A 22,204-nucleotide genomic window follows, 5' to 3' on the forward strand; every position below is an offset into this window, starting at 1 on the left:
CGGGCCGCCGCCCATCCCGGCATCCCCACTGCGCGTCTTCGACGTGGTCACCTGGATGGAGGGGAAGGGGTACGCGCCCGCCTGACCACCGCCCCACCCGCGACGGCAAGAGCAGCCACCAGCCACCCGGCGAACACGTCCACGACGTAGTGCTCACCGGTGTAGACGAGCGTGAGCCCCATCGCCAGCGCATAGGCGACCAGCACGACCCGCCACAGCGTGCCGGCGATCGGCCAGAGGAACAGCGCGACCAGCAGGGCGGCCCCGGCGTGCAGCGACGGCATCGCCGCGACCGGGTTGCTCCCCTCCTGCCCGGAGGCGGTCAGGGTGCCGATCCAGTCGAGGTGCAGCCACTCCCAGCCGATGTTGGAGATGCGGTCCACCGTCCCGATCTCGCCCTGCTCGGAGGCCAGCCACGGCGGGACGGCGGGATACACGACGTACCCGCTCACCCCCAGCACCGTGAAGACGAGCAGCGCCCCCAGCCAGGCCTTGAAGCGGTCCCGCAGCCAGAACCACGCGACGGCGGTGACGATCGGGATGGAGAGGAAGTGGGTGACGTAGACGAGCGCGGCGACCGCGTCGTACCAGTGCGGCGACCCGTCGACGAGGCGCTCCTGCATCCACACGGACGGGACCGCACCGAAGACGGACGCGTCGGCCGAGGGCGGCCCGGTCACGTGGACGCCGAAGCCGAGCCGGTTGGTGGCGGCGCCGTCGCCCTCCTCGAGCGGGGCGCTGATCCAGCCCGCCACGGCGTACGCCACCAGGATCACGCTCAGCGGCGACCACGCGATGAGGAGCTGGGCGATGGGTCCGTGCCGCGACTCCGTCGACGGAGCGGGGTCAGCAGAGGTGGTGTCGACGGCGCGCTCGACGTCCTGCTGCGTCATCGGGCGAGGCGCGAGAGCAGCGCCGTGGTCCGGATCCGGTTGTAGCGCTGGATCACGATGAACGGCGCGTTGACCAGCACGCCGTACGTCACCAGGATCCCGGCCGCGAGCGGCGGGTTCCACAGGACGAAGAGCGGGGAGCAGGCCATCGCCCACCAGTGCCCGAGCTCCGCACGGCGGGTCTCGCGGACGAAGAGCTCGAGACCGGCGACGTCGTACGACGGCAGCTGGCGCTTGCTGACCCCGCCGGCGAAGAGGGCACCGGCCTCGGGGAGCCGGTCCTTCCAGCGGTTGATCCGCAGCCAGCGGCGGTAGCGGTCGGCGGTCTCGAACGACCTCGGCCGCAGCCACCACCCCTCCCGGCTCAGTCGTCGGTCGTCGAGGCGGTGGGCGGCGTAGCCCGTTGCACTGTGGAAGAAGCCCCACGCGACCACGTCGACGGCCACGGTCACCGTCTGCGGCATGACCAGCTCGAGCATCAGGCCGCCTCCCCCGACGGACCCGCCGACTCCGAGGACGCAGCGGAGGACGAGGACGCCCGCAGGTCCACGGTCCGACCCCGCCAGCGCACCGAGCGGCGTCCGACCGTGTGCACGGCCGACCACCCGAAGATCACGTCGAAGGCCAGCAGGCACACGGGGAAGAGCGCCCAGGTCCACCAGCGGAACGCGCCGGTCCGGCGCAGGATCCACCGCAGCTGCGCCGCGACCGCCACCCACGCGGCCACCCACACCCACGGGTCGCCGACCATCAGGGACGCGCCCCACCCGGTCACGGCCTCGACCAGCGCGAGGAGGGCGCCGACGGCGACGGCGTGGTGGGCGCTGATCCACAGCACCGCACCGAGCGTCGGTCCGGGGGCGGCGGCGGAGGCGCCGGAGGCGAAGTTCTTGGTCCAGCCGTCAGCGAGCTGGCGCAGCCCGCCGGGATAGCTGCGCATCCGGATCGCGTCGCCGCCGACGGCGCAGAGCACCGGCAGCCCGGCCCGGTCGTACGCCGCAGCGAGCTGCACGTCGTCGAGGATCTCGCCGCGCACCGCCGCGTGCCCGCCGGCGCGCTCATAGTCGACGCGCGACGTCAGCAGGCACGGCCCGAAGGCCATCGGCCGCGCCGCGGGGCGACGGGTGAAGGCGCCGCTGGCGAGCAAGGCCATCACGTTGAAGTACGACGACAGCTGCTCGTAGGGGCGTACCACCGCGTGGAAGGGCTGCACCGACACCAGTCCCCCGTGCCGCTCGTGCAGCCGGAGCAGGCCGTCGAGGGCGTCCGGCTCCAGCACCGTGTCGGCGTCGAGGAAGAGCAGCAGGTCACCACTGGTGGTCTCCGCGCCGAGGTGGCAGGCCCACGCCTTGCCGGTCCAGCCGGGCGGCGGGGTCGTTGCGGGCAGGACCGTGGCGCCGGCGGCCAGGGCGACCGCGGCCGTCGCGTCCCGCGACCCGTCGTCCACCACCACGACCTCGATCGCGGGCGCCCCGAGCCGCTGCAGCGACGCCAGCAGGGCAGGCAGCGTGGCCTCCTCGTCACGGGCCGGGATCACCACCGACACCGTGGGAGACCCGTCACGACAGGCACCGCGCGGGACCGTCCGCAGGTCGGCAAGGAGCCGGAGCGCGACGACGCCCGCAGCCAGCAGGACGACAAGGACCATCACGTCAGCCATGGCGGGACACCCGGGTCACGACGAGCGGCATGCCGCCCGCCGGGTGCACGGCGACCTGCGCCTGGGCGGCCGGGCGGGTCCAGCCCGGCGGCACCGACAAGTGGTGGTCGCGCAGCAGCTCGCTCAGCACCAGCACCATCTCGCCGAGCGCGAACTCGCGACCGATGCACAGCCGCGGCCCCTGCCCGAAGGGGAGGTAGCCCTCCGGGCGCTCCGTCCCGGAGCCGAGGAAGCGCCCGGGGAGGAAGGCCAGCGGGTCGGACCACGAGTCCGCGCGGCGGTGCAGCAGCCACGGGCTGATGATCACCAGCGTCCCGGCCGGGACCTCCCGGCCACCGATGACGTCGGCCTGGTGCGATCGGCGCGACAGTGCCCAGGCCGGCGGGAAGAGGCGCAGCGACTCGTCGACCACGGCGCGCGTCCAGGGCAGGGTCGACCGGTGCCCGAGCAGCGACACCGGGCCGTCGTGCGACACGAGCTCGGCCCGCAGCCGGTCCTGCGCGGGCTGGTCCTCGGCCAGCAGCATCAGGGTCCAGGCCAGCGCCCCGGCCACGGTCTCGTGGCCGGCGATCACCATGGTGACCAGCTCGTGGCGGATCTCTGCGTCGCTCATCCGGCTGTCGAGGAGCAAACCGAGCAGGTCGTCGCCGTGGGACCCGGGCGAGGACAGCATCCGAGCCCGACGCTCGGCGACGAGCTCGGCCGAGATCTCGTCCAGCCGCCGCCGGGTGGCGCGCAGCCGCAGGTTGGTGGGCGTGGGCGTCCACGCGGCGGTGGGCAGGATCGACCGGCCCAGCCTGACGACCAGCTCGGCGGCGTCGCTGGTCGCGTCGAGCAGCTGCTGCGCGTGCCCGGAGAGGTCGGCGGAGAAGAGCGCCCGACCGACGGCGTCCAGCCCGATGCGGTGGGTGAGCGCGGCGACGTCGACCACGTCGCCGTCGGTCAGCGAGGCGAGCCGGGTGGCAATCGCCGACGACGCGGCGGCGCGCACCTGGTCGCCCACGGCCTCGAGCCGCTGGTGGTGGAAGGCGGGTGCGGCGAGGCGGCGGTGCTCGATCCAGTCGGGCTCTGACGACGCGAGCAGGCCGGGGCCGGTGACCCGGGCCAGCGCGGCGTACTGCACGGTCTGCTTGCCCCAGTGCCGGGCGGAGGTCTGGAGCACGTGCCGGGCGTCGACGGGGTCGTTGACCAGCAGTGCGGGCGCGCCGGGGACGGGGAAGGCGACGAGGTCGCCGTACTGCTCGGACACCCGGACCAGGAAGGACAGCGGGTCGGCGCGCACCGAGCGGAACGCGCGCGCCATGTCCAGGCTGGTGGGGCCGGGGATGCCGAGGTCGGTGGGCTGCATCGCCTGCAGCCGGGTGGCGACGCTCACGCGGCCTCCTCCCGGGCCGGCCCGGGCTCCACGCCGCTCCGGCGCCCGAGCCACATCCAGGCCACGCACGACGTCAGCACCAGCGCGAAGCCGAAGGCCAGGTCCTCGACCGGCGCGTAGAGGATCCGGCCGTCGCCGAGGAAGGACACCCGCTCGTCGCCGATGATCGTGTCCGGGTCGTACTGCACGATCCGGCGACTGGTGAGCCAGCCGTTGGTGAGCAGCTGGAAGAAGACGATGATCGCGTACGCCGACCACCAGGTCCGGGTGGTGGTGAGCCGGGTGCGGGCGACCCAGCGGTCGAGCGCGATCGCCACCAGCACGCCGGTGACCGCGAGGGCGGTGTAGGTCACGACACCCTCCGCTCGTCGTCGGAGCGGGCGGCCGCTGCCCGGACGCCACCCCGGCGACCGACCGCGCGGACCGCCTCGAAGGTCAGCACCGACACCAGCGGGATGACGACGAAGAAGGCGATCTCCTCCAGCGGCAGCCCGGCGATCCGCGGCGGCAGGGTCTGCCCGGCGTCGAACCACCAGTGCCCGGCGTGCGTGGCGTAGAGGTCCCAGACGACGAACGGCGTGCCGGCCAGCAGGATCGTCAGCGCCAGCCGGCGACGCTGGCGCAGCACGTGCAGGCGGAAGGCCGGGACGAGCGGGAGCGTCCCGGCGAGGCAGAACACGAGCATCGCGACGTACGACCAGTGCGGCAGGCTCATCCGCTCACCGGCAGGGCCGACCGGTCGCCGGTCAGGCGCTTGAGCACCAGCTCGGCGCTGATCAGGCACATCGGGAGTCCCACACCGGGGACCGTACTGGCGCCGGCGTAGAGCAGCCCGTCGACCTTCGACGACACGTTGCCGGGGCGGAAGAACGCGCTCTGCCGCAGCGTGTGCTCGAGGCCGAGCGCACCGCCGCGCCACGCGTTGTACTGGAGCTCGAAGTCCTCGGGCCCCACCGTGTGCCGGACCAGGATGCGGTCGCGCAGGTCGGGGACGCCGGCCCACCGGGAGACCTGGTCGATCGCGGCGTCCGCGGCCCGCTCCACCAGGTCGGACCCCTCGCCCTCGTCGCCGCCCCGACCGATGGTGACGTCGGCGGGCACGGGCACCAGGACGAAGAGGTTCTCGCAGTCCTCCGGCGCCACGCTCGGGTCGGTCTCCGACGGCTTGCAGACGTAGACCGACGCGGGGTCGGGGACGCGGGTGTGTCGCCCGAAGATGTCGCCGAAGTTCTGGTCCCAGTCCTCGGTGAAGAACAGCGAGTGGTGGGCCAGCTCCGGCAGTCGTCCCGCGACGCCGAGCATCGCGAGCACGGCGCCGGGCCCCGGCGAGCGGCGCTTCCACGAGGTCTCCGGGTGCGTCTGGAGCTCGGGCGACAGCAGCGCGGTCTCGAGGTGGTGGAGGTCGGCGGCGCCGACGACCACGTCCGCCTCGACCGTACGACGCTCGCCGCCGGCCGTGGTGTGCTCGACGCCGGTCACGTGGGGACGCCGCCCGGTGCCACCCGTGAGAATCCGGGTCACCGCGGCACCGGTGTGCAGCCGGGCCCCGTGCCGCTCGGCGAGGGCGGCGATGACCTCGATCAGGCGGGTGAAGCCGCCCTGCGGGTAGAGCACCCGGTCGCCCAGGTCGAGGCGGCTCATCAGGTGGTAGAGGCTGGGCGCCCGGCTCGGCGACGAGCCGAGGAACACCGCGGGATAGCCGAGCACCTGGCGGAGCCGGTTGTCGGTGAAGTGGGCGGCGACGTGGCTGCCCAGCGACCGGGTCAGCAGCCGGCTCAGCGCCGGGGTCCTGCGGATGACGTCGGTGCGCAGGAAGGACGAGGTGGAGTCGAAGTTGCTGTAGAGGAAGCGGCGCAGCGCGACGTCGTACGTGTCCTCGGCCGACCGCAGGTAGGCGTCGAACCGCTCGCCGGCGCCGGGCTCCAGCGACTCGAAGAGGGCGCGGTTGTGCGCGCGGTCGGGTCGGACGTCGACCGGGTCGGGATGACCCTCGAAGAACACGCGGTAGCTCGGGTCGAGGGTGACGAGGTCGAGCTCCGCGTCGGCGGTCGTGCCGAGCAGGGAGAAGAAGTGCTCGAAGACCTCGGGCATGAGGTACCACGACGCGCCGGTGTCGAAGCGGAAGCCGTCGCGCTCGACGCTCCCGACCCGGCCGCCGAGCTCGTCGTTCTTCTCGAGCAGGTCGACGCTGTGGCCCTGGGCGGCGAGCAGCGCGGCGGTGGCCAGGCCGGCGATCCCGCCGCCGATGACGACGACACGGCGCGGGCCCTCCCCCGCCGCCGAGGAGCGGCCGGTGCGGTCGAGCAGCGAGGTCATGCGCGACCCCCGCGCATCGCACCGGCGACGATCCGGAGCTTGACGGTGTCGGGGACCCGGACGCGACTGCGTCGGATCTCCGCGGCAGGGGTGGCCCGCAGGCGGGCGGCGAGCTCGGCGAAGGTGGCGTGCGCGACCCGGACGGCGCGACGGCTGCTGGTCGGCAGGTCCGGCACGACGGCGGCGGCCGCCGCGAGGTCGGCGTCGATGTCGTCGAGGATGCGGTCCCGGTCGGCGTCGCAGAAGCGGTCGACCGCCAGCCCCGGGAAGTAGCGGCGGCCCAGGGTGTCGTGGTCCTCGGCGAGGTCGCGCAGGAAGTTGAGCTTCTGGAAGGCGGCGCCGAGCCGGCGTGCACCGGGCGCGAGCCGGTCGTAGCCGGCCGCGGCGTCGTCGGTCCCGGCGAGGAAGACGCGCAGGCACATCAGGCCGACCACCTCGGCGGAGCCGTAGACGTAGCGGTCGAAGCTCTCGGGCGTGTGGACCGTGGTCTCGAGGTCCATCCGCATCGAGGCGAAGAACGGGTCGATGATGTCCTCACCGATGCCGCAGCGGATCGCCGAGCGGGCGAAGGCGTGCACCACCAGGTTGCCGCTGTAACCGGTCCGCAGCGCGTGGCGCACGTCCTCCTGGAGCCAGTCCAGCATCGTGGCGCGCGGCCCGGTCCCGAGGGCGGGATCGGGGTTGTCCACGATCTCGTCGGCCACCCGGACCAGCGCGTAGACGTTGCGGACGTGGGTCCGCACCGGCTCGGCGAGCAGTCGCGACGCCAGCCCGAAGGAGCTCGAGTAGGCGCTGATGACCACCGCCGCGCTGCCCTCGGAGACGGAGTCGTAGAGGCTGCGGGGGCGCCGGCGGGGCACGAGGAAGAGGCTCACGCCGCCACCTCGGTGGCAGCCCGCGGGGAGCGCATGCCCACGGTGTCGAGCAGGTCGGTGGAGATGCCCAGCGGCTCGAGGATCTCCCGCGCGGCGGTGCAGTGCTGCTCGGCCAGCTCCTCGATGAAGAGCCGCGATCCCGACGCGGTGAGCAGGCGCCGGACCTCGCCCAGCTCGTGGTCGGACAGGTCGCGACCGACGTACGGCCGGATCCGGTCCCACTGCGGCGTCGAGCGGGCGTGGGCGAGCAGAGGGGTCTGCTTGCGGGTGCGCAGGTCGCTGGTCGCGGACTTGCCGGTCCGCGCCGGGTCCCCGAAGACGCCGAGGAGGTCGTCGACGAGCTGGAAGGAGATCCCCAGCACCCGCCCGGCCTCGCCGAGCTGGGCCACGGTCTCGTCGTCCGCGGCGGCCAGCACGGCTCCGGCCTGCAGGGGCAGGGCGAACGAGTAGGCGCTGGTCTTCTGCTCCTCCATCGCCAGGCTCTCCCGCAGCGACGCGCTCCCGATGCCGAGCGAGAGGCGTACGTCGGCCAGCTCGCCCGCGGCGGTCGTGTGCAGCGCCGCGTCGAAGAGGTCGAGCAACCGGTGCGTGACGTCGGTGGGTGCGCCGCAGGTCGCGACCGCGCGGACCGCGGCGGTCAGGGCGAGGTCGCCGGCCAGGATGCCGGCGGTGCGGCCGTACGACGCGGCCTCCTCGTCGGTGGTCCCGGCGTCGTGGGCCCGGGCGCGGAAGGTGCCGCTCACGTTGGGCCGGCCGCGGCGCACGTCGTCACCGTCGATGACGTCGTCGTGGATCACGAAGGCCGTGTGGAGCAGCTCGACCGCCGCCCCCACGTCGGCCGCGGCGGCCGCGCAGGTGCCGTCGAAGGCGTCGTGGGTCGCGACCACGAGCGCCGGCCGGAACCGCTTGCCGCCCTCGGTCGCCGCGACCAGCGCTTCCCAGAGACGGGCGTGGTCGGGACCGGCCGCCGCCGCGCGCGAGCGGCCGCGGTCGAGCAGCCGCCGCAGGGCCTCATCGGTGCTGGCTGAGCTCACTGGGTCCTCCCGACTCGTGGCGCAGGAGCCAACCTACGCATTACCTCCACAATAATCTACACACTGTGTGGAGGTATCCGCGAGTCCGCGCCGCTCACGGCACCCGCCGGGGGCTCCGATCAGCGCAGCAGCGCGTCCGTGGCCGGATCGGGCTCCCCGTCGAAGAACCTCTCCAGGACCTCGACACAGCACCGCTCGTCGGGGTCCGCGCGGGCGAAGAGCGTCATCGAGGAGCGCAGCTTCATCGCGTCCACGGAGCCGAGGATCTTGACGGCGGTCGTGCCCTCGAGGTCGAGGAGGGCCCGGCAGCACTCGCGCAGCCGCGCCCCGAGCACCGGGTGGTCGAGGTAGGCGCGGGCCTCGTCGATCCCGGACACGGCGTACGCACGGGCCATGTCACTGCGCCCGAGGCCCGCGAGCTGCGGGAAGACGAACCACATCCAGTGGCTGGTCTTGCGGCCGGCGCGCAGCTCGCGCAGCGCCCGGTCGACGGTGTCGTGCTCGTCCTGCGCGCGGACGAAGCGTTCCAGGTCAGGCACGCGGGTCCCCCTCGGGTCGTACGACGCCCGGTCAGGCGCCGGCGTCACCCCTCGGCGTACCCGGCGCGGCGATCGCGATGCTCTCCTCGTCCGGCATGAGGAACCACAGCAGCGGGTAGACCAGCAGCTGGCTGCCCGGCAGGACCATCAGCAGCACCACGAAGATCACGCGCGACAGGCCGGGCTTGATGCCGAACCGGCGCCCGACGCCGGAGCAGACACCGCCCAGGAGGCCGTCGCTGGTGCGGACGAGGCCCTGGCGGGCGAAGGCGGAGCGGATGGAGTCCATGGTGTTCCTCTGGGTCGGTGGCTGGTGGGTCAAGCGTGCTCCCCCGGGCCGCGCGACGCCATGGGGATCAGCCCTGGTCCTACCCCGACGCCGTCCCTAGGCTGTCGTGATGGGTCTCGTCACCGCAGACATGGCTGTCTCGCTCGACCTGGTCGGCGCGGGACGCGACCAGTCGCTGGAGCATCCCTTCGGACCGCACGTGGGACACCGGCTGCACACCTGGATGTTCGAGCACGAGGACGAGAGCGCCGACGAGCTCGCCGCGATCCTGCACGCCCGGGCCTACGTGATGGGACGGCACATGTTCGGGCCGGACCGGGGCGACTGGGACCCGGAGTGGCAGGGCTGGTGGGGTCCGGAGCCGCCGTACCACGCCCCCGTCTTCGTGCTCTGCTCGCGACCCCGCGAGCCGCTGGTCATGGAGGGCGGGACGACGTTCCACTTCGTGACCGACGGGATCGATGCCGCCCTCGAGCGGGCCCGCGAGGCGGCCGGCGACGCCGACGTCTCGATCGCCGGCGGGGTGAGCACGCTCAACGCCTACCTCGCGGCCGATCTCGTCGACGAGCTGCGGCTCCACGTCGTGCCCTTCACCGTCGGCGAGGGGTTGCGGGTCTTCGACGGCGTGCCGCACCTGACCATGGTGCCGGTGTCGAGCCGTACGACGCCGCACGTCACGCACCTGACCTGGCGCCGGCCCTGAGACTGTCCCGTCCGTAGGGGTGAGCGACACGCGCCCTCGGGTAACTCCCGGGGCTTGCCGACGGTTGGCACAGTCATGACCATGACCGCGCCGTCCTCCTCCACCCTGCCCGCCGTCGCCTGCGCCCCGTGGTGCGTCGACGGCAGCGGCCACACGGACGCCGTCTTCCCCGAGGACCAGGTGTGCCGGGGCGAGACCGTCGAGGTCGAGCTCACCCGCCAGCCGCTCGTCGAGGCGGGCGAGGACGAGTGGGTGCGTGACGTCGTGCGCTTCTACCTGCTCCGCCACGCCGGCGCGCTGATGACGACGATCGAGATGTACCGCGGTGACCTCGGCGAGACGGTGTCCCTCGCGGTCGGCGAGGCCGAGGCCCTGGGCGACGCGCTCCTCCGGGCCGTGCAGCAGGCCCGGGCCGGCGCCGCGACATTGCCGCCCGCGTGAGCACCACCCGCACCCTCGCCGGCGCCGGGGCCCTCGCGCTGATCGTGCGGCCGGCCTACATCGCCACCGAGTACGTCGTCGCCGCAGCGACCACGGGCGGCTACAGCTTCGTCGCCGACTCGGTGAGCAAGCTGGGCGAGGTCGGTTGCTCGCCGGCCTACTGCTCACCGCGGCACGAGGTGATGAACGGGTCCTTCATGGTGTTCGGGGTGCTGATGGCCGGCGGCGCACTGCTGCTCGCCCGCCCCCTGGGGCCGTGGGTCACCGGGCTGCTGGTGGTGTCCGGGGCGAGCTCGTTCGCCACCGGTCTCGCGCCCCTGGACCAGGACGCCACCCTGCACGCCCTCGCGGCGACCCCGCTGTTCGTCGCGCAACCCGTCGCCCTGGTCCTGCTGGGCCTGCGGCTGCGGGAGCAGAGCCCGCGGCTCGGTCGGGCCCTCCTCGCGACGGGAGCCGTGACCGCCGCCGCGGCCGCCGGTTTCGTGCTCTCCGGGGACGACAGCGCGGTGGCCGGAGCCCTCGAGCGGCTGGCGCTCTGGCCCGTGCTCCTCGGGCTGGCCGGCGCCGCCTGGGCCCTCCGACCCGGCCGTCGACCGGCCGGGCCCACCTCGTCGGTCTAGCCGACGATCTCGATCTCGGACCAGGCGACGTCGCCGACGGTGGCGCGGATCCAGTCGAGCACGGCCTGCCGGTCGGTCCGGAACGAGAAGTCCACACCCCGGCACCAGGTGCTCATCCCGAAGGACGTGACCCCGACGATCAGGTTGCTCGTGGAGTCCCCGTAGAAGAGGGGACCGCCCGAGTCGCCGGAGCAGGTGCCGCCGCGACCGGGGCCGTTGCCGTTGGTCTGCACGTTGAAGCCGTCGTTGAGGTGGCTGCGCAGGTTGGTCAGCCGCGTCTCGGCCATCAGCCGCTCGCGGAAGGTCACGAGGGTGACCGGGTTGGTCTTCGTCACGCCGTAGCCGCTCGCGGTGAAGGTCAGGTCCTGCTTGCCGCGCTGGGTGGCCAGCTCGTCGAGCGTGCCCGCCGCCGCCAGCGCGCCGTACTCGTCCAGGTTGATCGGCTGGTCGAGGATGACCAGGCCGGCGTCGCTGGTGTCGGGGAGGCTGCCGAACATCGACCAGCCGTAGTTGTAGATCTCGTCCGAGGTGGCGCAGAGCTTGCCGAGGGTCCCCTCGGCGCAGTACTCCGGGTAGCCGGTGGTGGGGTCCACCTGGAGGGTCTCGTCGTAGTTGGCCCCGGCGTCCTGCTGGAAGTAGACGCGGGCGCTGTGGGCGCCGGTCTCGTCCGACGTGCAGTGGCCGGCGGTGAGGAAGACGGTCGGTGACAGCAGCGACCCGGTGCAGCGCTGGAGGTAGACGCCGTCCACGTCGTAGAAGGCGACGAGCCCGACGAACGGGTGCTCGTTGTCCTCGACGTAGTCGCCGGTGATGGCGCCCGCCGGCGGTGAGGCGACGGTGATGGCCATCAGCAGGCCTGCCAGCAGAACCAAGACCTTGCGCATGCGTTGCTCCTCCCGAGCCGGGCGCCCACTGCACACGACTCATCCGAATACCGCGGACGAGCCTGCCACAGGAGCGGCCCCGGATCAGGCGAAAGCAAAGACTCGGGGTAGCGAGTGACGCCTACTCGTGGGGCGGGAGCGTCACGACCTGCCCGGCGTAGGACAGTCCGGCGCCGAAGGCGATGAGCAGCGCGACGTCCCCGGCCTCCGCCTCACCCGAGCGCAGCATCGCCTCCATCGCCAGGGGCACTGAGGCCGCCGAGGTGTTGCCGGAGTCGACGATGTCGGTGGCCACGGCCACCGACTCGGGGAGCTTGATGTTGCGCGACAGCGTCTGGGTGATGCGCAGGTTGGCCTGGTGCGGGATGAAGGCGTCGAGGTCGTCGACCGAGATCCCGGCCGCGCGCAGCGCCTCGTGGGCCACGTCGGCCATCGCGAAGGGTGCCCAGCGGAAGACCGCCGTGCCCTCCATCTGCACGACCGGGTGGTCGGCCCCTGACCCGTGGCCGCCGAGGCAGCTCGGGGTCTGGTTGATGACGTGCGCCTGCGAGCCGTCCGAGCCCCAGGCGGTCGGGCCGATGCCGGTGGCGTCCGCGGGGCCCACGACCACGGCGCCCGCACCGTCGGCGAAGATGAATGCCGTCCCGCGGTCGGTCGGGTCCATGAAGCGGCTCAGCTGCTCGACGCCGATGACCAGCACGTACTTCTCTGCCCCCGAGCGGACCATCGCGGACGCGAGGTTGAGCGCGTGGCAGAAGCCCGCGCAGCCGGCGGAGACGTCGAAGGCCGCGGTCGTCGAGCCGAGCCGGGTCGCGACCTGCGGGGCCGAGGCGGGCGTGTGCTCCGGGTGCGTCGAGGTGGCGACGATGACGCAGCCGAGCTGGTCGGCGCTCACCCCGGCGACGGCGAGCGCGCGCTCGGCGGCGGTCGTCGCCATCCCGATCAGGGTCTCGTCCTCGCCGGCGAAGCGCCGCGTCTTGATCCCCGACCGGGTCTGGATCCACTCGTCGTTGGAGTCCAGCACCTCGCAGATCTCGTCGTTGGTGACGACCCGCTCGGGCCGGTAGACCCCCAGGCCCAGCATCGCCGCGTGCGTCATCTCTGTTGCCTGCTGGATCGTCATCTCGCGAGCATAAGCCTCCCGAATCCGGGGCTGACCCGACGGCGTACGAGTGCTTGACTGCCACCATGAGCATCGTGCGCTGGCAGGACCTCTGCATCGACGCGATCGACGTCGGGATGCAGTCCGAGTTCTGGGCGGCCGTCAGCGGGCTCGACATCGCGGACGGCGAGGCCCCGGCCCGGCTCGGGGGCCCGACACCGGCCCACTCGTTGTGGGTCAACCCGGTCGACCGGCCGCACCGGGTCAAGAACCGCGTCCACCTCGACGTCTACTGCGCGTCGATCGACGACCTGGTCGACCTCGGCGGCTCCGTGCTCGATCCGGCCGAGGAGACCGGGTTCGGGTGGACGGTCATGGCCGACCCGGAGGGCAACGAGTTCTGCGCGTTCGTGCGCACGCCCGACCGGCTGCCGGACTACCGCATCCACGGGATCGGCATCGACTGCGGGGACGCCGAGGCCCAGGCCCGCTGGTGGGGTGAGCTCTTCGGCGCCGAGCCCGAGTTCCAGGCGGAGTACGACGTGTGGACGCTGACCGGCGTCGCCGTCGACGAGACCATGACCCTCGACTTCGCCCCGGTGCCCGAGCCACGCACCGAGCCCAACCGCGCCCACTGGGACGTCAGGGGTGATGTCGACGAGCTGCTCGCGCGGGGCGCGACCCACCTCTGGGACCAGCCGCACTGGACGGTGCTGGCCGACCCGGAGGGCAACGAGTTCTGCGTGTTCCCGCGGGCCTGATCAGGTGACGTGCACGGCGGCGGGGCCCGCCGGGACGTCGTACAACGGGGAGTCGCTGCCGCCCTCGAGCGCGGTCAGGATGTGGTGCGCCAGCCGGGCCGTCGGCGGCGCCTGGGTCAGGCCCTCGGCGTCGGCCGACTCCTCCGGCCAGGTGCCGGGGAGCTGGTGGCGCGCACGGGCGCGGAGCAGCTCGAGGGGACGCCAGCCCGGGATGGGCCGGGTGCGCACCGGGGCCACCTGCTCGAGGGTGTCCCACCGGCCGAGCCACAGCTGCACGTAGAGGTCGAGCGCCGCACACAGGACCGCGGGGTGCTCGGAGACCACGAGGAAGCGGTGGTGCACCTGGTAGTCGTACGTCTGGCGCGGACTGCGCACGACGCCGGCACGCACCGCGACGACGTCGAGGTCGAAGCCGCAGGTCTTCGCGTCCTTCAGGCGCGCGGCGCACAGCCGCGAGACGCTGGCCCAGTCACCTGCCACCACGTCGGTCAGGGTGTCCAGGGCGGGTGCGAGCAGACCCGCTCCCGGGTGGGTGATGGTGACGGTCATGCAGGCTCCTCCCCCCGTCTCGCGCGCTCGTCCGGCGCGCACCCCCACACTTCGGCGCCGTGCCACGATCGGATGGAAACGTGCGCCGTTTTCCCACGAACGGGTGACGTCGCAACACGGTGGTCTGAGCCTGTCCTCGGAGGATCGGCAACGCTTCGACAGCGTGCGGTCCACGACCTCTCAAGATCTCCTCAAGACCGCACGGGGGAGCTCCCGTGACCCGTACCGCCGCACCCGACGATCGCCGTCGGGGCCAGCAGTCCACGGGTCCTGGCTACGAGCTCAGCGGGCGCGGCCCTGGTTGCGACGGTCCTTGATCGTCTGCATCGCCTGCTTGATCTTGGCCTGGTTGTGGGGCTTCCGCGCCTCCGTGTAGACCATCTTGGCGACTCCGAGGGCGCCTGCCTTCTTCATGATTCCCATGGTTGAAAACGTAACGGGGCACCCCAAAGGGTCCCCGGAGCACGACGGCCCCGCCACCAGGAGGGAGAGAGGTGGCTGGGCCGCCGTGCACGTGGCCTTCGTCGCCGACCGCTCGTCGGATTGGAGTCCCGGGCGTCAGTCGTGCGGACGCAGGTGGAGCCAGGGTCGCTCGAGCGAGAACGCCCGCCCGGTGATGACCTTCGGGGTGATCTCGACGACGTTGTACTTCAACGACGGCACCCACGGCCTCAACGGGACGCTCTCCGAGCGGTGGGCCTCGTCCTCGGGGAGCAGCCGGGCCGACCCGCGCACGACGACGCTCCGCGCCGCGTCCTCGCCGTACCGGTCGATCTCGAAGGCCACCTCGGAGCCCATCACGACGGACAGGAGCTTGTTGCCCTCGGCGGTCCGGAAGAGCAGCGTCTCGCCGTCGACCGCGTAGTTGATCGGCGTGATGTGGACCTCGTCGACGAGCCGGAAGGCCAGCCGCCCGAACTCCTCCTCGCGCAACATCTCCCAGCACTCGTCCAGCGACAGCTGGGTGACGAACTCGTCGGTCACGGCGACCACTCCCTCACGATGTCGGTCCTTCTCCTCGACGCTAGGCCGCGGGGTCCGCACCACACAGTGCCGACGGTCCCGCTGCGCCGGGCCTTTCGGTCGCTACGCTCCGGCCGCTCCCTGGAGCTCCCGACGACGGCGGCCGAACATGTACGGCAGCCCCGCGCCGGCGGCGTACGCCGTGCGCACCAGACGGCCACGCACGGTCGGCGCCGGCAGCGGCGGCGCGCCCTCGTCGAGCCCGGCCACGTCGACGTAGAAGGCCCGCACGGTGCCGATGCCCTCCAGCTCCGGCGCGACCTCGTGGACCTGGTCGGACACGGTGGACGCGCCGGTCCCGTAGAGCTCCTCGGAGAGCAGCACGTACTCCCGCACCGGGACCGGGTTCTTGAGCAACCGGTGCACCAGGATCACGTCGATCCCGACGAGCTTGAGGCGGTCGCGGATCGTCTGGGTGGCCACCTCCCCCACGTGCGCCACGAACTTGAGCGTCAGGTTGGCCGCCTCCTTGCACCCCGAGCACGGACAGAGGTTGCGCGCGACGTACTCCCGCTCGACGTGGAAGGCCCGGTGCATCGCCGCGGCCAGCTGGGTGACCTCGCGGACGAGGTCGTCGGGCGCCGTCGAGCCGGCCTCGCGGTAGAGGAACGCCGCGTCACCCTCCACCTCGACCAGCTCGAGGCCGGGAGCGGCGTCGATCACCCGCTCGAGCAGCCGGCCGGTGTTGACCTGGGCGTGCGCGAGGCTCATGCGGTGGGTGCTCATGTACTCGGTGTAGCCGCCGATGTCGGCGATGAGCATGAGCCCCCGGACGGAGGCCATGGCTCACGATGGCAGAAGCCCCGGCCCGCCTCAAGGGTGCGACGGCGGCGGATCGGTGGCCGGTCGCTCCGGGTCGAAGCGGTCCAGCATCTCGTCGACGCCCAGCGCGGCCTCCCGCGCACTCGGCGTGTAGCCCAGCACGACCGCCAGGAACCGGTCCGAGAGCAGGGCCTGCAGGCGTACGTCGCCGCGCGCGACGACCGTCGCCGTCCGGCGGGTCTGCCGGAGCAGCGCGATCTCGCCGAACCCCTCGCCGGGCCCCAGGGTGGTCAGGAGGCGACCGTCCCCCACGACGTCGACCTCGCCGGACTCGACCACGTAGTAGCGGTCACCGACGTCGCCCTGGCTGAAGACCGTCGCCCCTGCGGGGATGTCGACGCGCTCGAGGCCACGGGCGAGCTGCTCGACCGAGGGCAGCGGGAGGGTGCGCAGCATCGGGACCCGCTGCAGCAGGCCGACCACCTCGTCGTGCACCCCCACCGTGCGGTCGAGCTCGCGCAGCCGCCACCAGGACGCGGCGGCCAGCACCGGGCAGACGAGCCCGACGGCCACCAGCGCGGTGCGCGGCCCCCACGCCCCGACCGCCCACGAGGCGGCGACCGCGCCGACCCCGATGGACACCGCGACCAGGCTCTCCAGCACGCCGAAGACCCGCGCCAGCACCTCGTCGGGGGCCATCCGACCCAGCAGGGTGAAGCCCGCCACGTCGATGAGCGCGTTGCCGACGCCGACGAAGGCCAGCAGCACCAGCGCCGCGAAGTCCACCGGCACGAAGCCGACCAGCGCGATCGGCAGACCCCACAGCGCGACCCCGAGCGCGAACCAGGCACCGAGGCGCCTCGTGCCGACGAGGAGGGAGGCACCCAGCGACCCGAGGACCGCACCGACCCCGACGGCGGTCATCAGGGTGCCGGCGCCGGGCTCACCGCGGCCGAGCAGCTCGATGGACACCACCACGGAGAAGACGGTCAGCGCACCCCGGGTGAAGGACTGCGCGGCCGCGAGGCCGAGCACCAGCGCGAGGTCGCGGTGGTGGGCGACCACACGGATCCCCTCGGCGGCCTCCCGCACCAGACGGGGGCGGGCCGACGCGGCGGGCCGCGGCGGGGCGTCGTACTGCAGGCGGAGGAGGAGGGCGGCGGACCACAGCGAGGCGGCCGCGGCCACCGCGAAGACCACCTCCACGTCGGCAACCCCGAGCAGCACGGCCGCGATGAGCGGCCCCACCAGCGTGGCCGCCGAGTCGAGCATCCCGCGCACCACGTTGGCGCTGGCCAGCTCGTGGCCGGTGTGGCACAGCGAGGGCAGCAGGGCGGAGTGGGCCGGCCGGAAGAGCGTGGCCGCGATCGTGGAGAGCACCGCCAGGGCGTAGATCGCCGCCGACGCGCCCCCCACCGCGGCCACCACGGCGGCGGCCCCGGTCGCGAGCCCGCGCACGGTGGAGACGACGACCAGCACCCGCTCACGGCGGCCGCGGTCGGCGAGGGGCGAGAGCAGCGGCGCCACGATCGCGGAGGGGACCATCCGCAGGAGCCCCACCAGGCCGAGCGCGGCAGCGCCCCCGTCGCGGTAGGCCACGATGCCGAGCGCGACGGTGAAGGCCCACTCGGCCGTCCACGCCCCGAGGAAGCTCAGCTGGGCCCGCCTCAGGTCCGGGTTGCGGGCGTTGCTGGTGAACGCCGCCCCGGCGTCCGCCAGCCGGTGCGTGGTCCCCCGCTCGCGCATCGACCGACTGTAGGACCGTGCGGTCGCCCGGCAGTGGGATCGCACCCACGACTCATCCGATTTGGTGGCGAGGACGGCGGTGGCGAACCCCCTGCGGTGCGGGCTGCTTGAACCGGCGTTTTACAATGTAAACCGCGCAGGCCGAGGGAGAGGACGACCGGATCGATGGTGATGCGAGTTGCGCTCGTCGATGCCGACGAGCTCGTCGTGCGGGGCGTGTCGGCGATGGTGGAGGGCCACGGCGAGACCGTCCGGCTCGTCGACCTGTCGTCGTCGAGTGCCGACGTCGTCCTGTTCGACACCGTCACGACCGAGCAGGGCCAGCGGCGGGTCGCCCGGCTCCTCGCCGACGGCCGGGTCGGCAAGGTCGTCGTCTACACGTGGAACTTCCAGCCCTGGCTGGCCGGTGACCTCATCCGGCAGGGCGCGTCCGGCTACCTCTCCAAGGCGCTGGCGGGCCCCGAGCTCGTCGCGGCGCTGCGGGCGGTCCACCACGGGCGCGTCGTCGTCGCGCCGGACCGGCGGACCACCCACGACGGGTCGGCCTGGGTCGGCCAGGACGAGGGGCTCACGGCCCGCGAGGCCGAGGTGCTGTCCCTCATCGCCGTTGGCCTCTCGAACAACGACGTGGCCGCCCAGATGGGGTTGTCGATCAACTCGGTCAAGTCCTACGTCCGGTCCTCCTACCGCAAGATCGACGTCGACAGCCGCTCGCAGGCGGTCCTGTGGGCCCTGAGCCACGGTCTCGGTCCCGGCCACGAGCGACGCCCCGACACCGAGGTCGAGCGGCACGGCACGCTGCGCGCCTAGGGTCGGGAGGGTGATCCGCGACCTCACCGACGCCGAAGCCCGCCGCGCCCTCGTCCTCAAGTGGGGCACCGTCGATCCCGACGTCATCCCCGCCTGGGTGGCCGAGATGGACTACGCGACCGCCGACGTCGTCCTCGACGCGCTGCACGCGGCCGTCGACGCCGGCCAGACCGGCTACCCGCCGTTCGAGCGCGGCGGCGAGCTCGGCCGAGCGTACGCCGCATGGGCGGCGCGGCAGTTCGGCCACCGGGTCGACCCGGAGCACGTCATCCCGGTCGTGGACGTGACCGCCGGGGTCCGGCTGGCCCTCGACGTGCTGTCCGACCCGGGCCCGATGGTGATGCCCGTCCCGGCCTACAGCCCGCAGCTCGAGATCGCCGCGATCACCGGCCGGGAGCGCTGGGACCTCGTCGTCGACCCCGACGCCGAGCACTGCGCCATCGACCTCGACCGGCTCGACCGCCTCCTCGCCGACGGTGCCCGCACCCTGCTGCTCACCCAGCCCCACAACCCGTGGGGCCGGGTCTTCGGCCGAGCCGAGCTCGAGGGCATCCGCGACGTGGTGACCGCGCACGGCGCGCGCGTGATCAGCGACGAGATCCACGCCCCGCTGGTGCTGCCCGGTCGCGAGCACGTCCCCTACCTCTCGCTCCCCGGCACCGCCGACCACGCGGTCGCCGTGGTCGCCTCGTCCAAGGCGTTCAACACCGCCGGCCTCAAATGCGCCCAGGTGGTGACCGGGGACGACGCCACCCGCGACCGGTTGTTCTCCGTCCCGATGGCCCGCAACGACTCGTGGTCGACGCTCGGCGTCGTGGCCGCCGTCGCGGCGTACACGCACGGGGACCCCTGGCTGGCGGCGCTGCGCGAGCGGCTCGACCAGCAGCGGACCCTGCTCGGCGAGCTGCTGGCCGAGCACCTCCCGCAGGCCAGGATGCGACCGCTCGAGGCGACGTACCTCGCCTGGCTCGACCTGCGCGCCTACGGCCCGGCCGACGTCGACGACTGGGACCCGGCCGCGGTGCTGCTCGAGAAGGGCCGGGTCAAGGTGGCCCCCGGGCACGACTACCACCCGGGCACCGGCGGGCACGTACGCCTCAACATCGCGACCTCGCGCGAGCGGCTGACCGAGATCGTTCGCCGCACCGCCGCCGCGCTGGGCGCCTGACTCGGGCACAATTCGCTGGGTGACCACCGAAGCCACCACCACCAGGATCGCCGTCGCCGGACTCGGGTACGTCGGGTTGTCGATGGCGGTGCTCCTCGCCCGCCACCACCGGGTCGTCGCCTTCGACCTCGACGAGGCGCGCGTCGAGACCCTGCGTGGAGGGCACAGCCCCATCCACGACGACGACATCGAGCGCTTCCTCGCCGAGGAGGACCTCGACGTCACGTTCACGACCGACCCGGCCGAGGCCTACGCCGGCGCGGACTACGTGATCATCTCGACGCCGACCAACTACGACGAGGTCACCAACTACTTCAACACCGCCTCGGTCGAGATGGTGATCGCCGACGTCCAGAAGGTGGCGCCGGACGCGACGATGGTCATCAAGTCGACGATCCCGGTGGGCTACGTCGAGGACGTGCGTGCGCGGCTGGGCACCGACAACGTGATCTTCAGCCCGGAGTTCCTCCGCGAGGGCCGGGCCCTGCACGACAACCTCCACCCCGCGCGCATCGTGGTCGGCGAGGACAGCGACCGCGCCCGCCGCTTCGCCGAGCTGCTCGTCGAGGGCTCCGACGAGGACGACGTGCCCACGCTCTTCACCGAGCCGACCGAGGCCGAGGCGATCAAGCTCTTCGCCAACACCTACCTCGCCATGCGGGTGGCGTTCTTCAACGAGCTCGACTCGTTCGCCATGTCGCGCGGCCTCGCCACTCGGCAGATCATCGACGGCGTCGGGCTCGACCCGCGGATCGGCACGCACTACAACAACCCGTCCTTCGGGTACGGCGGCTACTGCCTGCCCAAGGACACCCGGCAGCTGCTGGCCAACTACTCCGAGGTCCCGCAGACCCTCATCACCGCGATCGTCGACGCCAACACCACGCGCAAGGACTTCATCGCCTTCGACATCATCGACCGCAAGCCCAGCACCGTCGGCGTGCACCGGCTGCTGATGAAGGCCGGGTCGGACAACTTCCGCGAGTCCTCGGTGCAGGGGATCATGAAGCGGATCAAGGCCAAGGGCATCCCGGTCGTCGTCTACGAGCCCGAGATCGGCGCGGAGCACCTCGACGCCGACGGCCGGTTCTACGGCTCGGAGGTCGTCAGCGATCTCGACGCCTTCAAGCGCGAGGCCGACGTGATCGTCGCCAACCGGATGGTCCCCGAGCTCGCCGACGTCGCCGACCGGGTCTACACGCGCGACCTCTTCGGCTCGGACTGAGCTCGATCGTGGCGCCCGCCGTCGTGCCCGTCGTCTTCGTCCACGGCGCCGGGGGCGCCGGCGTCGACGCGTGGCCGCTCCAGGCCGTCGCGCCCGAGACCGGGTGGCACTTCCTCCCGCGTGATGCCGAGGGTGACGACCCTGCCCGTGCCTCGCGCCGCCTCGTCGACCTGCTGGCCTCGTCCGCAGGCGGGCACGTGGTCGCGCACTCGTACGGCGCCAACGCGGCCCTCCTCGCGGCCCAGGCGCGTCCCGACCTCGTCCGCTCGCTGGCACTGCTCGAGCCGGCGTGCTTCGACCTCGCCCGCGGGATGCCGGCGGTGGAGGAGCACATCGCCGACATGGGCGCGGTGTTCGCCTCCGCGTCCGACCCGGGGCTCTCCGACCCGGACTGGTTCGCCCGCTTCGCTGCGGGCATGGGCTTCCCTCCGCCGACCTCGTGGGACGACGCACTGTCGGACAACGCCGCCCGCCTCCGTCGTCTCGCTCCGCCGTGGGGTGTCGGCCTGGGGCCCTCCCTGCCGGCGCGCACGCTCGTCCTCACCGCTCCGTCCGGCCCCCTGTACGCCGAGACCGCGGAGTCGCTGGTCGGCCTCGGGGCCGCGCACCACACCGTGGCCGGTGCCGGGCACCGCGTGCAGGACGACCCCCGGGTCATGGACCTGCTGCGGGAGTTCTGGAGGTCCTGACCCGGCGGGCGACCGCGGGGCCTGTCTGAACTTCCACGCAGGTGTGTGGAATTCCACCCTCGAGCCGCGTCCGAGCCCTGACGTTCCACGCCGGTGTGCGCGACTCCATGCTGGCAGAACGTCCCGCCAGCCGGTGACCAACGGACCTGACCACCCGACACCGCGAGCGGCATCGTGGCACGTGGAGGACTGGGCCGCGAGGTCGGTTGCGGCGGTCTCGATGCCGATGGGAGTGAGACGCAATGGGATACGACACGGTGGTCGTCGGGTACGACGGCTCCCCCGACGCCGATCGGGCGCTCGAGGCGGCAGCCGACCAGGTCGGACCGGGCGGCACGGTCCACGTGGTCACCGCCTCGCACCCCGAGTCGGCCGCCAGGATTGCCGACCACCTCCGGCAGCTGCCCCCGGAGTTCCGCGACGCGTACGAACCGAACGCCCCGGAGAACGCTCGCCAGCAGGTCGCGCTCCTGCGACTGCAGGAACGAGGCGTGGACTGCGAGGGGCACGTGGTGGTGGACGACCCCGCCACCGCGATCATCGACGTCGCGGAGCGCGAGGGGGCCGACCTGGTCATCGTCGGCAGCCGCGGCCTCGGTGACGTGCGGCGTTTCCTGCGGGGCAGCGTCTCAGCGCGGGTTGCAGTGCACGCCCCGATGAGCGTGCTGATCGTGCACGGGACCCCACAGGTCTGAGAGCGCGCACCACGGAGGCAGTTCGCGTCGCCGCACTACATCGGC

27 protein-coding genes are annotated in these 22,204 nt (G+C 72.9%); 9 read left to right on the forward strand and 18 right to left on the reverse strand.

All coding sequences use genetic code 11. From position 1 onward, the window contains the following. Nucleotides 1-47: 47 nt before the first annotated feature. The 11 genes from DAE25_RS09730 to DAE25_RS09780 all read right to left on the reverse strand — a co-directional run bounded on the left by DAE25_RS09730 (nucleotide 48) and on the right by DAE25_RS09780 (nucleotide 8,981). Nucleotides 48-893, reverse strand: a complete 846-nt coding sequence (locus DAE25_RS09730; protein ID WP_107766022.1) for a phosphatase PAP2 family protein — start codon at nucleotides 891-893, stop codon at nucleotides 48-50. Then, nucleotides 890-1,372 carry a glycosyl-4,4'-diaponeurosporenoate acyltransferase CrtO family protein gene (locus tag DAE25_RS09735; protein WP_107766023.1) on the reverse strand — a complete coding sequence of 161 codons (483 nt, stop codon included), beginning with the start codon at nucleotides 1,370-1,372 and terminating at the stop codon, nucleotides 890-892. Before DAE25_RS09735 ends, DAE25_RS09730 begins: the two co-directional genes overlap by 4 nt. Beyond that, a complete protein-coding gene (locus tag DAE25_RS09740) occupies nucleotides 1,372-2,553 on the reverse strand; it encodes a glycosyltransferase family 2 protein (RefSeq protein ID WP_107766024.1) in 1,182 nt (393 codons plus the stop codon). The genes DAE25_RS09735 and DAE25_RS09740 overlap by 1 nt, the downstream gene beginning before the upstream one ends. Then, nucleotides 2,546-3,928, reverse strand: coding sequence for a cytochrome P450 (locus DAE25_RS09745; RefSeq protein ID WP_107766025.1), 1,383 nt, complete (start codon nucleotides 3,926-3,928; stop codon nucleotides 2,546-2,548). Before DAE25_RS09745 ends, DAE25_RS09740 begins: the two co-directional genes overlap by 8 nt. Further along, on the reverse strand, nucleotides 3,925-4,281 hold the full coding sequence (locus DAE25_RS09750; protein ID WP_107766026.1) for a lycopene cyclase domain-containing protein: 357 nt from the start codon (nucleotides 4,279-4,281) through the stop codon (nucleotides 3,925-3,927). Before DAE25_RS09750 ends, DAE25_RS09745 begins: the two co-directional genes overlap by 4 nt. Continuing rightward, the gene (locus DAE25_RS09755; protein ID WP_199907517.1) at nucleotides 4,278-4,643 is read right to left on the reverse strand and encodes a lycopene cyclase domain-containing protein; all 366 of its coding nucleotides are present in this window, start codon (nucleotides 4,641-4,643) and stop codon (nucleotides 4,278-4,280) included. The genes DAE25_RS09750 and DAE25_RS09755 overlap by 4 nt, the downstream gene beginning before the upstream one ends. After that, nucleotides 4,640-6,244: a phytoene desaturase family protein gene (crtI, locus tag DAE25_RS09760; protein WP_107766027.1), complete on the reverse strand. Its 1,605-nt coding sequence runs from the start codon at nucleotides 6,242-6,244 to the stop codon at nucleotides 4,640-4,642. The genes DAE25_RS09755 and crtI overlap by 4 nt, the downstream gene beginning before the upstream one ends. Further along, nucleotides 6,241-7,119 (reverse strand): phytoene/squalene synthase family protein, encoded by an 879-nt coding sequence (locus DAE25_RS09765; RefSeq protein ID WP_199907518.1) that lies wholly within the window; start codon nucleotides 7,117-7,119, stop codon nucleotides 6,241-6,243. The genes crtI and DAE25_RS09765 overlap by 4 nt, the downstream gene beginning before the upstream one ends. After that, a complete protein-coding gene (locus DAE25_RS09770; RefSeq protein ID WP_107766028.1) occupies nucleotides 7,116-8,153 on the reverse strand; it encodes a polyprenyl synthetase family protein in 1,038 nt (345 codons plus the stop codon). The genes DAE25_RS09765 and DAE25_RS09770 overlap by 4 nt, the downstream gene beginning before the upstream one ends. Before the next feature lie 119 nt (nucleotides 8,154-8,272). Beyond that, nucleotides 8,273-8,692: a DUF1810 domain-containing protein gene (locus DAE25_RS09775; protein WP_107766342.1), complete on the reverse strand. Its 420-nt coding sequence runs from the start codon at nucleotides 8,690-8,692 to the stop codon at nucleotides 8,273-8,275. Nucleotides 8,693-8,723: 31 nt separating this feature from the next. Continuing rightward, on the reverse strand, nucleotides 8,724-8,981 hold the full coding sequence (locus DAE25_RS09780; RefSeq protein WP_107766029.1) for a PspC domain-containing protein: 258 nt from the start codon (nucleotides 8,979-8,981) through the stop codon (nucleotides 8,724-8,726). Nucleotides 8,982-9,090: 109 nt separating this feature from the next. Between DAE25_RS09780 and DAE25_RS09785 the strand changes: the two genes are divergently transcribed. From DAE25_RS09785 to DAE25_RS09795, 3 genes are all read left to right on the forward strand, one after another. Beyond that, nucleotides 9,091-9,684 carry a dihydrofolate reductase family protein gene (locus DAE25_RS09785; protein WP_107766030.1) on the forward strand — a complete coding sequence of 198 codons (594 nt, stop codon included), beginning with the start codon at nucleotides 9,091-9,093 and terminating at the stop codon, nucleotides 9,682-9,684. An 81-nt stretch (nucleotides 9,685-9,765) separates the two neighbouring features. After that, nucleotides 9,766-10,125, forward strand: a complete 360-nt coding sequence (locus DAE25_RS09790) for a DUF6907 domain-containing protein (RefSeq protein WP_159083661.1) — start codon at nucleotides 9,766-9,768, stop codon at nucleotides 10,123-10,125. Further along, a complete protein-coding gene (locus DAE25_RS09795; protein ID WP_159083662.1) occupies nucleotides 10,122-10,745 on the forward strand; it encodes a DUF998 domain-containing protein in 624 nt (207 codons plus the stop codon). Before DAE25_RS09790 ends, DAE25_RS09795 begins: the two co-directional genes overlap by 4 nt. On the opposite strand, the gene DAE25_RS09800 is transcribed toward DAE25_RS09795, so the two are convergent. Further along, complete coding sequence (locus DAE25_RS09800; protein WP_107766033.1) at nucleotides 10,742-11,629, reverse strand: S1 family peptidase; 888 nt, start codon at nucleotides 11,627-11,629, stop codon at nucleotides 10,742-10,744. The two genes, DAE25_RS09795 and DAE25_RS09800, sit on opposite strands and share 4 nt — an antisense overlap. Before the next feature lie 121 nt (nucleotides 11,630-11,750). Continuing rightward, nucleotides 11,751-12,752: a beta-ketoacyl-ACP synthase III gene (locus DAE25_RS09805; RefSeq protein ID WP_107766034.1), complete on the reverse strand. Its 1,002-nt coding sequence runs from the start codon at nucleotides 12,750-12,752 to the stop codon at nucleotides 11,751-11,753. A gap of 65 nt (nucleotides 12,753-12,817) precedes the next feature. On the opposite strand from DAE25_RS09805, the gene DAE25_RS09810 reads away from it, so the two are divergent. Beyond that, entirely contained in the window at nucleotides 12,818-13,492 is a 675-nt protein-coding gene (locus DAE25_RS09810) for a VOC family protein (protein ID WP_107766035.1), read from the forward strand. Here the strand turns inward: DAE25_RS09810 and DAE25_RS09815 are convergent, their stop codons facing one another. The 5 genes from DAE25_RS09815 to DAE25_RS09830 form a co-directional block, all read right to left on the reverse strand. After that, complete coding sequence (locus tag DAE25_RS09815) at nucleotides 13,493-14,041, reverse strand: hypothetical protein (RefSeq protein ID WP_107766036.1); 549 nt, start codon at nucleotides 14,039-14,041, stop codon at nucleotides 13,493-13,495. Nucleotides 14,042-14,323: 282 nt separating this feature from the next. Beyond that, nucleotides 14,324-14,464 (reverse strand): hypothetical protein, encoded by a 141-nt coding sequence (locus DAE25_RS23530; protein WP_199907519.1) that lies wholly within the window; start codon nucleotides 14,462-14,464, stop codon nucleotides 14,324-14,326. Nucleotides 14,465-14,599: 135 nt separating this feature from the next. After that, complete coding sequence (locus DAE25_RS09820) at nucleotides 14,600-15,025, reverse strand: pyridoxamine 5'-phosphate oxidase family protein (protein ID WP_199907520.1); 426 nt, start codon at nucleotides 15,023-15,025, stop codon at nucleotides 14,600-14,602. Nucleotides 15,026-15,127: 102 nt separating this feature from the next. Next, the gene (locus DAE25_RS09825; protein WP_107766037.1) at nucleotides 15,128-15,847 is read right to left on the reverse strand and encodes a DUF2652 domain-containing protein; all 720 of its coding nucleotides are present in this window, start codon (nucleotides 15,845-15,847) and stop codon (nucleotides 15,128-15,130) included. Nucleotides 15,848-15,877: 30 nt separating this feature from the next. Continuing rightward, on the reverse strand, nucleotides 15,878-17,572 hold the full coding sequence (locus DAE25_RS09830; RefSeq protein WP_107766038.1) for an MFS transporter: 1,695 nt from the start codon (nucleotides 17,570-17,572) through the stop codon (nucleotides 15,878-15,880). Between the two features lie 165 nt (nucleotides 17,573-17,737). Between DAE25_RS09830 and DAE25_RS09835 the strand changes: the two genes are divergently transcribed. The 5 genes from DAE25_RS09835 (at nucleotide 17,738) to DAE25_RS09855 (ending at nucleotide 22,159) form a co-directional block, all read left to right on the forward strand. Continuing rightward, the gene (locus tag DAE25_RS09835; RefSeq protein ID WP_107766039.1) at nucleotides 17,738-18,382 is read left to right on the forward strand and encodes a response regulator transcription factor; all 645 of its coding nucleotides are present in this window, start codon (nucleotides 17,738-17,740) and stop codon (nucleotides 18,380-18,382) included. Between the two features lie 10 nt (nucleotides 18,383-18,392). Further along, nucleotides 18,393-19,550 carry a MalY/PatB family protein gene (locus DAE25_RS09840; RefSeq protein ID WP_107766040.1) on the forward strand — a complete coding sequence of 386 codons (1,158 nt, stop codon included), beginning with the start codon at nucleotides 18,393-18,395 and terminating at the stop codon, nucleotides 19,548-19,550. Between the two features lie 76 nt (nucleotides 19,551-19,626). Beyond that, on the forward strand, nucleotides 19,627-20,775 hold the full coding sequence (locus DAE25_RS09845) for a nucleotide sugar dehydrogenase (RefSeq protein WP_234410993.1): 1,149 nt from the start codon (nucleotides 19,627-19,629) through the stop codon (nucleotides 20,773-20,775). Between the two features lie 8 nt (nucleotides 20,776-20,783). Beyond that, a complete protein-coding gene (locus tag DAE25_RS09850; RefSeq protein WP_107766041.1) occupies nucleotides 20,784-21,464 on the forward strand; it encodes an alpha/beta fold hydrolase in 681 nt (226 codons plus the stop codon). A gap of 242 nt (nucleotides 21,465-21,706) precedes the next feature. Next, nucleotides 21,707-22,159 (forward strand): universal stress protein, encoded by a 453-nt coding sequence (locus DAE25_RS09855; RefSeq protein WP_107766042.1) that lies wholly within the window; start codon nucleotides 21,707-21,709, stop codon nucleotides 22,157-22,159. Nucleotides 22,160-22,204 lie beyond the last annotated feature (45 nt).

Origin of the sequence: Nocardioides terrigena, from assembly GCF_003047265.1 — a bacterium.
In the GTDB taxonomy this organism is placed as follows: Bacteria; Actinomycetota; Actinomycetes; order Propionibacteriales; family Nocardioidaceae; genus Nocardioides; species Nocardioides terrigena.